The 13,816-nt window shown below is 67.2% G+C and carries 9 protein-coding genes and 1 pseudogene; 5 read left to right on the top strand and 5 right to left on the bottom strand.

Annotation, left to right across the window (positions count from 1 at the left end; genetic code table 11):
- Positions 1-7: 7 nt before the first annotated feature.
- The 3 genes from Q5H93_RS03655 (at position 8) to Q5H93_RS03645 (ending at position 4,881) form a co-directional block, all read left to right on the top strand.
- Positions 8-1,825 (top strand): ATP-binding protein, encoded by a 1,818-nt coding sequence (locus Q5H93_RS03655; RefSeq protein WP_305005129.1) that lies wholly within the window; start codon positions 8-10, stop codon positions 1,823-1,825.
- 65 nt (positions 1,826-1,890) lie between these two features.
- Positions 1,891-3,717 carry a histidine kinase gene (locus tag Q5H93_RS03650; protein WP_305005128.1) on the top strand — a complete coding sequence of 609 codons (1,827 nt, stop codon included), beginning with the start codon at positions 1,891-1,893 and terminating at the stop codon, positions 3,715-3,717.
- Between the two features lie 339 nt (positions 3,718-4,056).
- Positions 4,057-4,881, top strand: a complete 825-nt coding sequence (locus Q5H93_RS03645; RefSeq protein WP_305005127.1) for a cyanophycinase — start codon at positions 4,057-4,059, stop codon at positions 4,879-4,881.
- A gap of 256 nt (positions 4,882-5,137) precedes the next feature.
- Here the strand turns inward: Q5H93_RS03645 and treF are convergent, their stop codons facing one another.
- The 5 genes from treF to Q5H93_RS03620 form a co-directional block, all read right to left on the bottom strand.
- The gene (gene treF, locus Q5H93_RS03640) at positions 5,138-6,706 is read right to left on the bottom strand and encodes an alpha,alpha-trehalase TreF (RefSeq protein WP_305005126.1); all 1,569 of its coding nucleotides are present in this window, start codon (positions 6,704-6,706) and stop codon (positions 5,138-5,140) included.
- Between the two features lie 119 nt (positions 6,707-6,825).
- A complete protein-coding gene (locus Q5H93_RS03635) occupies positions 6,826-8,196 on the bottom strand; it encodes a phage tail-like protein (RefSeq protein ID WP_305005125.1) in 1,371 nt (456 codons plus the stop codon).
- A 164-nt stretch (positions 8,197-8,360) separates the two neighbouring features.
- Positions 8,361-9,869 (bottom strand): acetyl-CoA carboxylase biotin carboxylase subunit, encoded by a 1,509-nt coding sequence (accC, locus tag Q5H93_RS03630; protein WP_305005124.1) that lies wholly within the window; start codon positions 9,867-9,869, stop codon positions 8,361-8,363.
- A 69-nt stretch (positions 9,870-9,938) separates the two neighbouring features.
- Positions 9,939-10,175 (bottom strand): hypothetical protein, encoded by a 237-nt coding sequence (locus tag Q5H93_RS03625; protein WP_305005123.1) that lies wholly within the window; start codon positions 10,173-10,175, stop codon positions 9,939-9,941.
- A 2-nt stretch (positions 10,176-10,177) separates the two neighbouring features.
- Entirely contained in the window at positions 10,178-11,797 is a 1,620-nt protein-coding gene (locus Q5H93_RS03620; RefSeq protein ID WP_305005122.1) for a hypothetical protein, read from the bottom strand.
- 275 nt (positions 11,798-12,072) lie between these two features.
- On the opposite strand from Q5H93_RS03620, the gene Q5H93_RS03615 reads away from it, so the two are divergent.
- Together Q5H93_RS03615 and Q5H93_RS24120 are read left to right on the top strand one after the other, a co-directional pair.
- Positions 12,073-13,320, top strand: coding sequence for an aminotransferase class I/II-fold pyridoxal phosphate-dependent enzyme (locus Q5H93_RS03615; RefSeq protein ID WP_305005121.1), 1,248 nt, complete (start codon positions 12,073-12,075; stop codon positions 13,318-13,320).
- Positions 13,321-13,572: 252 nt separating this feature from the next.
- Positions 13,573-13,743: pseudogene (locus tag Q5H93_RS24120) on the top strand (BF3379 family histone-like protein); the annotation flags it as partial.
- Between the last annotated feature and the right edge of the window lie 73 nt (positions 13,744-13,816).

Below are 13,816 nucleotides of genomic sequence, written 5' to 3'. Positions count from 1 at the left end.
GGTGCTAATGCCACGTTTTGTCGTGCTCCTGCTGCTTTGGCTGCTACCCGCCGGCCTGCGGGCGCAGCACCCCGCCCGGTTGCCGGCGGGCTTGCTCAACCCCGATTCGCAGCGCGTGTGGGTCGTGCGGCCGCCCACGGCCGACACGGTGCGGCTCAACTACTTCATCGACGAAGCCCTGCGCCACATCAACACCAACCTCGACAGCGCCCGCAGCTTGTCGGAGTCGGCCGTGGCCCTGGCCTGGCGCCGGGGGCAGGGCAAAGCGCTGGTGTACGGCCTCAACTATGCGGCAACGGTGTACTACTATTCGTCGGACTACCCGGCCGCCCAGCGCGCCTACACCCTGCTGCTGTGGGCTGCCCGGCGGGCCGCCCGGCCCGAAATGGTGGCGGCCGCCTACATGGGCCAGGGCAACGTGGCCCGCGACCTCAACAACTACGCCGGGGCCGAGCGCTACTTCCGGCAGGCCCAGCAGGCCTACGCCGCCCAGCGCCCCCCCAGCCGCCAGGGCCAGCTGGCCGTGCTGGGCAACCGCGCCTACAATGCCCTCGACCGCGACTCGCTGCCCCAGGCCCGGCGGCTGGTGCGGCAGGCCCTGGCCCTGCTGCGCCAGCTGCCCCAGGCCCGGCACCCGGCCGCCTACCGGATGCAGCAGGGCCTGGTGTATAAACAAAGCCAGCTGTACGATTCGGCGGCCCTGGCCTTTGAGGAGGCCGTGCGCGTAGCCCGCGCCACCCACGACCCCAGCCCCGAAGCCGAATCGCGGCAGGAGCTGGCCGGGCTGGCCCTGCGCCGGGCCGACTACGCCGCCGCCCTGCGCCAGGCCCGGCTGGCCGAAACCTTGTTTCGCGACCGGGGCGACCCCCAGCAGCAGGCCGACGCCCTGAAACAGCAGGCCGACGCCCTGGCCGGCCTGCGCCGGCCCGAGGCCTACGCCACGCTGCGCCGCTACCTGGTGCTCTACGACAGCAGCCTGGCCCGGCAGCGGGCCGAAGCCGTGGTGACGGCCCAGGCCCGCTTCGACCGGGCCGGCCAGGAGGCGCGCATCGCGGGGCTGGAAAAGGACCGCCGCATCCAGGCGCTGGAGGCCGAGCGTCGGGCCACGCGCACGCGGCTGTTGGGCACGGGCGGGGCGCTGGCGGCCAGCCTGCTGCTGGGCGGCATCGTGCTGGGCTACCGCCGCCAGCAGAAGGCCCGCGAGGCGGCGCTTCGCCACCAGCTGGCGGCCGACCTGCACGACGACCTGGGGCCTTTGCTGACGCAGCTGGCGGTAGAAAGCTCGCTGCTGCGCGAAACTGTCTTCACGCCCGAGCAGCTGCTGGCGCGGCTGCAGCGGCTGGGGCACACGAGCCAGCAGGCGGCCCAGCACCTGGGCGACGTGCTGCGCGACCTCGACCAGGGGCCGGCCGCCGCCGCGCCCGCGCCCGTGGGCGAACTGGTGGCGCAGCTGCGCGAGCAGGCCCACGAGTCGCTCTCGCCCCACGAGCTGAGTTTGCTGTTCACGCCGCTGGCGCCGGCGTTGGCCGAGCGGCTGCTGCCGGCCGTCACGCGGCACGCGCTGGCGCTCATCTTCCGCGAAGCCCTGCACAATGTGGTCAAGCACGCCGCCGGCGCTACCCTGGTGCAGGCCACGCTGGAAGCCGAAACCGACGGCCTGCGCCTCACGCTGCGCGATGACGGGCAGGCACCCGCCGACACCCTGCGCCCCGGGGGCCGGGGTTTGCGCAACATGCGTACCCGCGCCGAAGCCCTCGGCGGGCGCTGCGAAGCCGGGCCCGCGCCAGGCGGCGGCTACCAGGTGCGCTGCTGGCTGCCCAGCTAGCCCGCAGCGGCTGGTGGCTGGGGCCGGGCCGGGTTATATTTGCGGACCTCTCTCAACCACCCGCCGTGCGCCGTTGCTTCCTGTTTCTGTTGCTGAGCGTGTTGTCGCTGGCGGCTCCCGCCCAAAGCTCGCCGCCCCCCGAGCGCATGCCCGCCGTGCCCATGCGGCCCGACTCGCTGCGCGCCCGCCTGGCCCGCCCCGGCCTGCCCGATACCACCCGGGTGAAGTACCTGCTCCGTTTCAGTACCTTGTACCTAAGCAGCCAGCAGGACAGCAGCCGCCTTTACGCCCGGCAGGCCCTGCGCCTGGCCCAGCGGCGGGGCTTCGACTGGGGGGCGGCCCGCGCCTGGTCCATTCTGGGGGCGGTGGAGTTTTATGCCACCGACATCACGGCCGCCCAGCAGGCCTTCGAGCAGGCCCTGCGCCTGGGCCGGCGCCTGTCCGATACCATCATGGTGGGCCGGGCCTACATCGGCCTGGGCAACGTGGCCAATGAGTTGCACAATGCGCCGGCCTTCGTGGCGTACTACGCCAAGGCCCGGCAGGCCTACGCCGCCTGCCGCCCCCGCTACGTGAGCGGCGAGCTGCTGGTAGCTGCCAACCTGGCCAACTACCACCTGCTGCAGGGCCAGCCGGCCCTGGCCCGGCAGGCCCTGCGCCCCATGCCCGAGCTGCTGCGCCTGCAGCCCGCCCCCAACATGGAAGGGCTCTACTACGCCCATCTGGGCGCCGTGCAGCTGGCCCAGCACCAGCCCGACTCGGCCCGCCAGAACTGGCTGCGGGCGGTGCAGGTGGCCCGCGCCGCCCAGCTCACCGACCTGGAGGCCGAGGCCCTGCGCCACCTCGCCAAGCTGGCCCTCGACCAGCACCAGCCCGCCCTGGCGCTGCCCTACACCCGGCAGGCCGCCCGCGCCGCCCGCGCCTGGTCCGACCAGGCTAGCCTGGCCAAATCCTTACGCCTGCAGGCCGACGCCCTGGCCGCCCTGCACCGCCCCGGCGCCTACGACACGCTCAGCCGCTACGCCACCCTGCGCGACACCCTCCTTACCCACGAGCGGGTGGCGGCCGTGGCCACCGCCCAGGCCCGCTTCGACCGCAAAGGGCAGGAAGCGCGCATTGCGGGGCTGGAAAAGGACCGGCTGATTCAGGCGCTGGAAGCCGAGCGGCGGGCCACGCGCACGCGGCTGCTGGGTACGGGCGGGGCGCTGGCAGCGAGCCTGTTACTGGGGGGCATCGTGCTGGGCTACCGGCGCCGCCAGAAAGCCCGCGAGGCGGCCCTGCGCCACCGCCTGGCCGCCGACCTGCACGACGACCTGGGGCCTTTGCTGACGCAGCTGGCGGTGGAAAGCAGTCTGCTGCGCGAAAACGTCTTCACCCCGGCGCAGCTGCTGGCGCGGCTGCAGCGGCTGGGGCACACGAGCCAGCAGGCGGCCCAGCACCTGGGCGACGTGCTACGCGACCTCGACCAGGGGCCGGCCGCCGCCGCGCCGGCGCCCGTGGGCGAACTGGTGCAGCAGTTGCGCGAGCAGGCCCACGAGTCGCTCTCGCCCCACGAGCTGAGCCTGCTCTTCACGCCGCTGGCGCCGGGGCTGGCCGAGCGGCTGCTGCCGGCCGGCCCGCGGCACGCGCTGACGCTGATTTTCCGCGAGGCGCTGCACAACGTGGTGAAGCACGCGGCCGGGGCCACGCTGGTGCAGGCCACGCTGGCCCCGGAAAACAACGGGCTGCAGCTGACGCTGCACGACGACGGGCAGGCGCCCACTGCGACGCTGCGGCCGGGCGGGCGGGGCCTGCGCAACATGCACACCCGGGCTGCGGCGCTGGGCGGGCGCTGTGCGGCCGGGCCCGCGCCGGGCGGCGGCTATCAGGTGCGCTGCTGGCTGCCCGCCTAAAGCCTGCCCAGCTAACAGCTGATTGAGCCAACTGCTCTGTTGAATCTGGCCACCGCCTTTCTTTGGGTAGGCTAAACGGCTGCCAGCGGCTGTCTTCAACCCTTGCCAAGCTCTTTTCGAATGTTTTCGGGTGTCGGTGCACCGGCCATTAGCCTGGCGCTGGGATGGATGGCCGCGTTCGTGCGCGCCCGCAGAGCCGGCCCTGAGCCAGGCCTGCGTACTAATACGGAAGCCAAATCCGTAAGGTGGAAGGGCAAAATCCGTATTTGCCGTTCGCACCGCCGGACCGGCCGGGCGTATTAGCGGCAGACGCGGCTTGCATTGCCGCCCATTCTCCCCATGTCCCTTCGCACCACTATTCCCAAAGGCAAGCTGCTGGCCATCGGCGGCCGCGAGCAGCGTCAGGGCGCCGATGGCCCCGACGAGTCGGCCGACTTCATTCTCCAGCGCTTCGTCGAAGAGCTGGCCGCCCGGCGCACGGTCGTCATCATTCCTACCGCCTCCGAAGACCCTAGCCAGGGCCTGTCCGATTACCTGCAGTCCTTCACCGACCTCGGCATCGCGCATGTGGAAGTGCTCGACGTGCAGAGTCGCGAAGAAGCCAACAATCCCGACCACTTTGCCGTGCTCGACCGCGCCGACGGCGTGTTCTTCACCGGTGGCGACCAGCTGCGGCTCACGGCCTTGCTCGGCGGCACGGCCCTGCTCAGCCGCCTCAGCGAGCGCTACGTGCAGGAGCCCCTGGTGGTGGCCGGCACCAGCGCCGGAGCCACCGCCATGAGCACGCCCATGATTTACCAGGGCCGCAACGACGCTGGCTTCGTGAAGGACGAAATTCACATCACCACCGGCCTGCAGCTGCTGCGCAACGTGGCCATCGACACGCACTTCATCGCCCGCGGCCGCATCGTGCGCATGGCCCAGATTATCGCCACCAACCCCGGCTGCATCGGTCTGGGGCTGGAGGAAGACACGGCCGTGCTCGTCACCAAGGGCCGCGAGCTCGAAGTCATCGGCCGCGGCATGGCCGTGCTGCTCGACGGCCACGCCTGCACCGGCAACACTATCTACCAGATTGAGCCCGGCGAAGTATTCTCCATCCGCGACCTGCGCCTGCACCTGCTGGCCCACGGCCAGCGCTACACGCTACCGGTCGGGCAGTAGCCAAAGTCCGCGCTATTCGAACGCTCCGGAACCTCATCCGAACGCTCCGGAACCTCATCCGAACGCTCCGGAAGCTATTCGAACGTTCCGGAACCTCGTGCGAACGTTCCGGAACCTCATCCGAACGTTCCGGAACCTCATCCGAACGCTCCGGAACCTCGTCCGAACGTTCCGGAAACGCATCCGAACGCTCCGGAAGCCATTCGAACGCCCCGGAAACGCATCCGATGGGGCCGGGGCCGCTGCCGGGGGGCAGTTAGCGCTCGTTGAGCAATTTCAGCAGCACCCCGTTGGTCCAGCCGAAGCCATCCTGTAGGGGATATTCGCCGCCGCCGGCGGGGCGGTGCAGGTCGCTCACGTCGTATTTCTCCAGCAGCTTGCCGGTTTGCTGGAAGGTGCGCAGGTTGAGCTGCGTCCAGCGGTGGGCCACGGTGTCGGCCAGGGCGGTATGGCGGTAGCGGCGCAGGCCCTCGATGGCCAGGTATTCGAGCGGGGCCCAGGCGTTGGGGGCGTCCCACTGCTGGCCGCTGGGCACCAGGCTGGTGAGCAGGCCGCCGGGACGCAAAAAGTCCTTTTGCAGGCCCTGGGCCACCTGCCGGGCCTGGCTGGGCGTGGCCACGCCGTAGGCCAGCGGAAACACGCCCGCCAGCGTGCGCGGCGCGGCCGGACGGTGCTGCCCGAAGTCGTAATCCACAAACCAGCCCGCCTTGCCGTTCCAGCAGTAGCGCTGGATGGCGGCGGCCCGGGCCGTGGCGCGCAAGTCGTAGCTGGCGGCGGCCTCGGTTTCGCCGGCGCTGCGGTGGGCGCGGGCCAGGGTTTGCTCCAGCACCAGCAGCAGGCAGTTGAGGTCTACGGGCACGAAATCGGTGGTGCGGATGGAGCCCAGCTGCCCATCGGCCCCCAGCCAGCGGGCGCTGAAATCCCAGCCCGACTCGGCGGCGGCCCGCAGGTGACGGTAGAGCTGCGGGGCGGGCTGGGCGCTGCGTTTGGCGGCCTCCACGTCTTCGCGGTACGATTCTTCGCGGGGCTCGTCGCTGTCGTCCCAGTAGCGGTTGAGGTATTCGCCGCCGGGCAGGCGCAGGGCGCGGCGGTGGGCCTGCCCGGGCTTGAGGTCCTTGGCGCCGGCCATCCAGTAGAGGTATTCGCGGGTGAGGGCCGGGCGGTAGCGCGCCAGCACCTGGGCCGAGTCGCGGCCCTGGGCCAGCAGCGTCACCATCTGGGCGAAGAACGGCGGCTGCGAGCGGGTAAGGTAATAGGTGCGGTTGCCGTTGGGCACGAAGCCCAGCTTGTCAATCAGATAGGCAAAATTATCGGCCATGTCGCGCAGTTGCTGCGTGCGCCCGGCCTCGCGCAGCCCCAGCATCGTGAAGTACGAATCCCAGTAGTACACCTCGCGGAAGCGCCCGCCCGGCACCACGTAGGCGTGCGGCAGCGCCAGCAAGGACGAATACGCGGGCACCGTGGGCTGGGCCGGCCGCAGTAGCACCGTCCACAGCGTGTCGAGGTGGGCGTAGATGCCGGCCGCCACGTTGCTCTGATAGCGGGTCTGGTCCGTGGCAGGCAGGTAGAAGTGCCGCTGGCAGAAGGCCTTAAGTTCGAAGCCCGGCTGGTTTTTCTCCTTTTGATAAGCAGCCAGTATCTCGGTGGGTGTGCCGTGGGGCAGCACGTCCACGAAGGTTTTGCCATCGGGGTACACCTGGCCCAGCTGCACGGCCTCGAAGAGGCCGGAGTAGAGCTGGCGGGGGGTGGGTTGGGCAACTATGGTCATCGGCACGAGGGCAAACAAAGCAACCAGCCCCCGGCTGGTCGAAAACAGATTTTTCATACCGCGCAAAGATGCCGGCTACGGCGGGGAATGGCGAAAAAAAACGAACCCCGGCACTGGAACAGGCCGGGGTCCGGGAAACAGCTGGATAAGCTATACGGGCAAACGGGCGGGTTTAGTTAGTTAATCTGGCCGATGGTCCAGTTGGCGCCGTCCGAAATGGCGATGATGGTTTTGCCGTTGCCGCTGGCCGGCAGCGTGTAGTAGCCGCTGGCATTGGGCGAGCTGCTGCTGCCGGCAAAAATTTCCTTCGAGCCGGCCGCGTAGTTGGTGAGCGTGAGGTAAGCCGCCTGGCTGCCGCTGTTGTTGCGCAGGTAGTAGATGCGGCCCGCGCAGGTGGTGGGGTCGGGCAGGCGGAAGTCAGCATTGCCGGCGGTAGGGGCCAGGCCCAGGTAGCCGGCCCGGTAGGTGCTCAGGTCGGTGGGGCTGGTGTTGGAGCCGCCGGGGCTGCCCGGAATGGCCAGGCTGGTAGCCACGCTCATGGTGCCGCCCACGCTCAGGGTGCTGTTCGGGGCCGTGGTGCCGGTGCCCACGCCCACGTTGCCGCCGTTGGGGTTGAGGCGCAGGGCGTAGTTGGTGCTCAGGTCGGTGGGGTTGGTGCTTTGCAACCATAGGCCGGTGGTGCTGCCGCTGCTGCCCAGGTCGAGGCCCACGTTGCCATTGTCGCGGAAGCGGGCCAGGTGGCCGCCGCTTTGGCCCGCGCCGGTGGTATTGGGGTTGCCGGTGCCGGTGCCGATGATGCTCAGGCGGGTGCTGGCGGCATCACCGTTCAGCCCGATACCCAGGTTGCCCGACTGCGTGAGGGTCATTAGGGTGCTGGCCACGGTCGAGTTGGCGTTCCAGGTCACCCAGCCAAACGACTTGCCCCCATCGTTCGGAATGCCCGACGTCAGCTGGCTGGCGCGCATAAACAGGCCCCAGCGTCCCAGCCCGTTAAACGAGCCCGAGGTAAACTTATCCCAGCCCCGGGTAATCATTGGGGCATCGTTGGCATTCAGAATCAGGCCGTAGGTTGAGCGGCTGTAGAGCGAGCCATCGGTGGTGATGCGCAGGCGCTCGACGTTGTTGGTGCTCAGCACCAGGTCCTTGTTGTCGGTGGTGCCGATGAAGTTGGTGGCGGGCGTCACAATGTCACCCACGCCCGGATTGGGCCCCGGGTCGGTACCCGAGTTGCCGGTGCGCAGCCAGCCCGCGCCCGAGGCCACGCCCGAGGGCAAGGCCACCCAGGCATTGTTGGTGTAATACCAGAAGCCCGGCTGCGTGCCGTTGGTCTGGTACACGAGCATGCCCTCGGTGGTGGTGGTCACTAACAGACGCTGTGCCTGCGTCATGCGCGGGATGAGCAGGCCCTTGTTATTGCCGGTGCCAGCCGAAATATCGAGGGCGGCATTGGTGTCGCCGGTGGTGCCGATGCCCACGGTCTGGGCCTGGGCGCTAAAAGACAAACCAGCCAGGGCCAGCCCGGCCAGGAAACGAAAAGTGTGCTGCATAACTACTTTAAAAAAGAAAGAATAATTCCTGTTCACAAATCCGCCGGGTAGATGCAGAACCGCAAAAATACCGCCTGGTGGGGCTCTGGACCTACTTTTTAGCCAATACCAACAAAAAACCCGGCCAATGGGCCGGGTTTCTCGGTAGTCGATTTGGAAGAGCCTTACCGCACCCCCAGCCGGTTGCGCCTCCAGCCCGACGAAGCCGCCGCGCCCGCCGTCTCGGCCGCCGCGGGCTTGGGCTTCTGCTCCGTGAGCAGCATGGCGGCCAGGGCGGCGGCCACTTTGGCGGTGGCCTCATCGGGTGCGGCCGGGGCCAGCGCGCCGGCCGGGTAGTGGTCCTTGATGAAGTTCGTGTCGAAATCACCGCTCACGAAGGCCGGGTGCGTGAGCACGTAGCGGCCGAAGCCCAGCGTGGTTTCGATGCCCGTAATCTGGTATTCCTCGATGGCGCGCAGCATGCGGGCAATGGCTTCTTCCCGATTGGCCCCGAAGGTCACCAGCTTGGCAATCATGGGGTCGTAGTAAATCGGAATGTCCATGCCCTGCTCGAAGCCGTCGTCGACGCGCACGCCGGGGCCCTGGGGGCGCACGTAGGTGGTGAGGGTGCCGATGTCGGGCAGGAAGTTGTTCTGCGGGTCTTCGGCGTACACGCGCAGCTCCAGGGCGTGGCCGGTGATGGTCAAATCTTCCTGAGCAAAAGGCAGCGGGTAGCCCTCGGCCACGCGGATTTGCTCCTTCACCAGGTCGAGGCCCGTAATCTGCTCGGTCACGGGGTGTTCCACCTGCAGGCGGGTGTTCATTTCCAGGAAGTAGAAGTTGCGCTTATCATCGAGCAGAAACTCTACCGTACCGGCCCCGGCGTAGTTGCAGGCGCGGGCCACGTCCACGGCGCAGCGGCCCATCTCGGCGCGCAGCTCGGGCGTGAGCACGGCCGACGGCGCTTCCTCAATCACCTTCTGGTGGCGGCGCTGGATGCTGCACTCGCGCTCAAACAGGTGCACGATATTGCCGTGCTCGTCGCCCAGCACCTGAATTTCGATGTGGCGCGGCCCGGTCACGAACTTCTCAATGAACACCGCCCCATCGCCAAAAGCCGACACGGCCTCGTTGATGGCCAGCTGCATCTGCTCCTCAAACTCCCCGGCATGATGCACCAGGCGCATGCCCTTGCCGCCGCCGCCCGCCGAGGCCTTAATAAGGATGGGGAAGCCCACCTGCTCGGCAATCTGCTTGGCCTCCTGCACGTCAGCAATGGCCTCGGCCGTGCCCGGCACCAGCGGGATGTTGTAGGCCTGCACGGCCTGCTTGGCCGAGAGCTTGTCGCCCATTATTTCCATGGCTTCGGGCGAGGGGCCCACGAAAATCAGCCCCGCCTCGCGCACGGCGCGGGCAAAACCAGCATTTTCCGAGAGGAAGCCGTAGCCGGGGTGAATGGCGTCAACACCCAGTTCCTTAGAGACTTCGAGTATCTTGTCGCCGCGCAGGTAGCTGTCTTTCGAGGCGGGCGGGCCCACGCACACGGCTTCGTCGGCGTAGCGCACGTGCAGGGCGTTGCGGTCGGCTTCGGAGTAGATGGCGACCGTGGCAATGCCCATTTCCTTGGCCGAGCGCAGCACGCGCAGGGCAATTTCGCCGCGATTGGCAACCAGGAGCTTGGTGATTTTTTTCATTGGAAAACTAGAAAGCGGGCGCGGGCGCGCCCAAAGGGTGGGAAGGGCGAAGATACTAGGGCGGGTCCGTCAGTCCTGCCACAGCTGGCGGCCGCCGCGCGTGAGCCAGCCCGATTCGGTGCGTTGCAGCAGCGGGCGGTACACGTAGGCGTGGGCGGCGAGCTGCCACACGCCGAGCGGGTAGCTGGTGGGCAGGTCGGGGTTGAAGGCCCAGCCGGTGTAGGAGTAGCCCAGCCGTTGGCCGCCCCGCCAGCATACTACGCCGCCGTACCACTGCACCGGCGGCTCTGCGAATACGGCCGGCACTACTACTTCCCCGGTGCGGGCATCGCGCAGGCCAAGCCCTGGGGCGGGGAGTAAGCCAAGAGCAGCAGGGGCTCGTTGGGTAACATATAATCACTGCTGCCACGCTGGCCTTCGCTGCTGAGGCAATCAAACAGCTCCAGCGGGTCGGTGATATCCCATTGGTTGTGATGGGCTTTGGCGTAGCGGTAGTAGCGCAGCATTTCCCGCTGCGGCGGCAGCACCCAGTGGCCCAGCGAGTCGAGCAAGCCAAACTGCTTGCCCTGCTGCACCAGGGCCCGGCCCTGCCAGAACGCATCGGCCCGCGTGAAGCGGCCCGGGAAGGCCGGGTGGCCGTCGGGCCGCAGGTACTGCACGGTGGTGCTGTCGGGGTACCGCACTTTGGTAGCATTGTTAAACCGTCCGTGCGGCAGCGGCGCCTGGCTGAGCTGGCGCAGCAACCCGGCGGCATCGGGCAGGCTGATAGGGCGCGGGCTGAGGGGCAGCAGGTAGTGGCCCAGAGTGTCAATCAGGCCGTAGTGCAGGCGTTGCTGGCGCACGGCTACCACCCACAGGCTATTGGGGCCGGCGGCCTCCAGGCGCAGGAACAGGGGAGGCGTGATTTCGCGACCCCGCCGGTCGAGCAGGCCGTAGCGGCAGGCCATGACGTCGGGACCCTCGCCAATCAGCCAGTTGCGGGCCAGGCCCGCCGAGTCAGCCGCCTCGCGGTCGTAATACAAGCTGTCGGTGTACTGCCAGTAAGCCAGCCGCTGCGGCAATAATTGCTTCATGCCGCGGTAGCGGTAGTCGGTGAGGCGGTGCCCCCGCGCATCAAACAAAGCCATACGGCCATGGTAGCGGTAGCGGGTGCCGGCCAGCTGGCGGCTGATACCGTCGCGGGAGTGCCACACCAGGCGGTGGGGCCGCAGCCAGTTCACTTTTTGCGCAAGGTAGAGCGGGCTGCCCGCGGGCAGCGGGGCCTCAAAATCGACCTCGGGGTCGTAGGCGCGGCGGCGCATGAAGCGGGCTGGCACGCCCGGCGGCTGTGCCCCCAGCGGCACCGTAAACAACCGGCCCGGCCGCTGCCAGTAGGGTTCTATCTCACTGCTTTCAATGGCTGCCAGCTCGTGCTGTCCGGTGGCACGTGCGGGCCGGGCCACCGCCTGCCAGCCCCCGCCGGCCGTGCTGGCAATGGCCTCGCGGGCCGATACCAGCAACTGCTCGCCGTGGGCGTTGAGCACAAAAGAAACGCCGGTTTTGCTGGGCTTGCGGAAGCTTACATTCCAGATAAGCGGGCCGTAGTCTTCGGCCGCATGCAGCCAGCCGTAGCGCAGGTTCCAGCTAGGTAGCCAGCGAGGGAGCTTAGTGCCCGGCTGAAGCGGGCGGTACTGATAGGTAGTCTGATGCGGCTCGGAAGCTTGCTCCGTTTGCAGCAGTAGCCCCGCCCCGAAGCACGGCGGCTCGAAGCGGAATACCGGCCGAATCCACACCCGCCCGGTCGTATCGGCAAACCCCCACAGCTCGCCCTGCCGGTAGGGCACCAGCCCGCCCGGCGGCTCGGGCACGGCCCGCAGCGCGGCCACGGGGCGCAGGGGCCAGCCGTCGGGCGGGGGCAGCTCCTGGGCCAGCGCGGCACAGGGCAACAAGAGTAATAGGAGTGAGCGCAGGTAAAACGACGAAATCATCGGGAAACGATGGGGTAGCCAGGGGCCCGGCAACCGATTCACTACCTGAAAGTACGCCCGCTTGCCGACTTCGAGGGCCGCGGCGTGCCACGTTCCGCTTGAAACCCCCACCCGCCATTCCGGTTATTACCCCCAAATTATGTACAAGCGCGGGGGCGGGGTTACCTTTGTAAGTCCGTCAGGGGCTGGCTGGCGGCCTGCCTTCCGTTTTTCATCACTTCCTTTTTCCTTTTTCAGTGGATATTTTCGACCGGATTTCGGCCAACCGCGGTCCGCTGGGCTCGCATTCGCACTACGCCCACGGCTATTTCACATTTCCCAAGCTCGAAGGCGAAATCGGCCCGCACATGACCTTCCGCGGCCGGAAAATGCTGAACTGGAGCCTTAACAACTACATCGGCCTGGCCAACCACCCCGAGGTGCGCCGCGTGGACGCCGAGGCCGCTGCCGAATACGGCATGGCCCTGCCCATGGGCGCCCGCATGATGAGCGGCAACTCCAACCTACACGAGCAGCTGGAAGACGAGCTGTCGGACTTCGTGCAGAAGCCCGCCACCTGCCTGCTCAACTTCGGCTACCAGGGCGTGGTGTCGATTATCGACGCCTTGTCGAGCCGCCACGACGTGATTGTGTACGACGCCGAGTCGCACGCTTGCATCATCGATGGGGTGCGCCTGCACGCCGGCAAGCGCTTCGTGTACCGCCACAACGATATGGCCAGCCTCGAAAAGCAGCTGACGGCCGCCAAGCGCATCACCGACGAAAACGGCGGCGGCATCCTCGTGATTACGGAGGGCGTGTTTGGCATGTCGGGCAACCAGGGCGACCTGCGCGGCGTGATTGCGCTGAAGGAGAAATTCAACTTCCGTTTGTTCGTCGACGACGCCCACGGCTTCGGCACGATGGGCGCCACCGGGGCCGGCACCGGCGAGGCGCAGGACGCCCAGGACGGCATCGACCTGTATTTTTCGACCTTCGCCAAGAGCATGGCCAGCATCGGCGCCTTCGTATCGGGCCCCGAGAGCGTGATTGAATATTTGCGCTACAACATGCGCAGCCAGATTTTCGCCAAATCCTTGCCCATGCCGCTGGTGGTGGGCGCCCTCAAGCGCCTCGAGCTGCTGCGCAACCACCCCGAGCTGCGCGAAAACCTCTGGACCATCGTGCACGCCATCCAAGGCGGCCTGCGCGAAAAAGGCTTCAACATCGGCACCACCACCTCGCCCGTAACGCCGGTGCTGCTGGAGGGCGAAATTCCGGACGCTACCCAGATTACGCTGGATTTGCGTGAGAATCACGGTATTTTCTGCTCCATCGTAGTCTATCCGGTGGTGCCGAAGGGCGTGATTATGCTCCGCATCATTCCCACGGCCATGCACACGCTGGCCGACGTACAGGAAACCATCACCGCCTTCGAGGCCGTGCAGGACAAGCTCAGCAAGGGCCTGTACAGCAAAACGACGGCTGTGCCCGAAGCAGTTTAGCATTGCCTGCTAATGACGTTAGCGCCGGCCGCCCGTGAGGGTGGCCGGCGCTCTTGTTTTTGTACTATTCCAAGCGGGTCAGTAGCCGGTGGCAAGTTGAAAAAAAAGTTTTTTTCAAAAAAGGCCGCCAAAAAGCTGTGGAGGCCGTTTTAGGAAAAAATCGGAAAACTTGCCCGCATCTGAAATCCCTGTATATTAGGGCCGGCAAAACACCACAATTCACTTTTTCTTCACCCCAATTCCCAACCCTCAATGAACCCGTTTAGCAAACTGAAAGACCTCATCCATTCGCTGGAAGACGATTTCGACAAGTCGTACGATAAGAACAACTCGGCTGCCGGTACCCGCGTGCGCAAGGGCATGCAGGAGCTGAAGAACGAAGCCGCCCGCATCCGCAAGGAAGTGCAGGACATGAAAAACACGACCAAAGCCGCTGGTGGCGCCGCCGCGCCGGCTACCAAGGCTGCGCCCGCCAAAAAAGCTGCTCCCGCCAAAG

Origin of the sequence: Hymenobacter aranciens, from assembly GCF_030580865.1 — a bacterium.
Classification (GTDB): domain Bacteria; phylum Bacteroidota; class Bacteroidia; order Cytophagales; family Hymenobacteraceae; genus Hymenobacter; species Hymenobacter aranciens.
The sequence above is the reverse complement of the archived record's forward strand: the minus strand, read 5'-3'. Positions and strand labels throughout refer to the sequence as shown.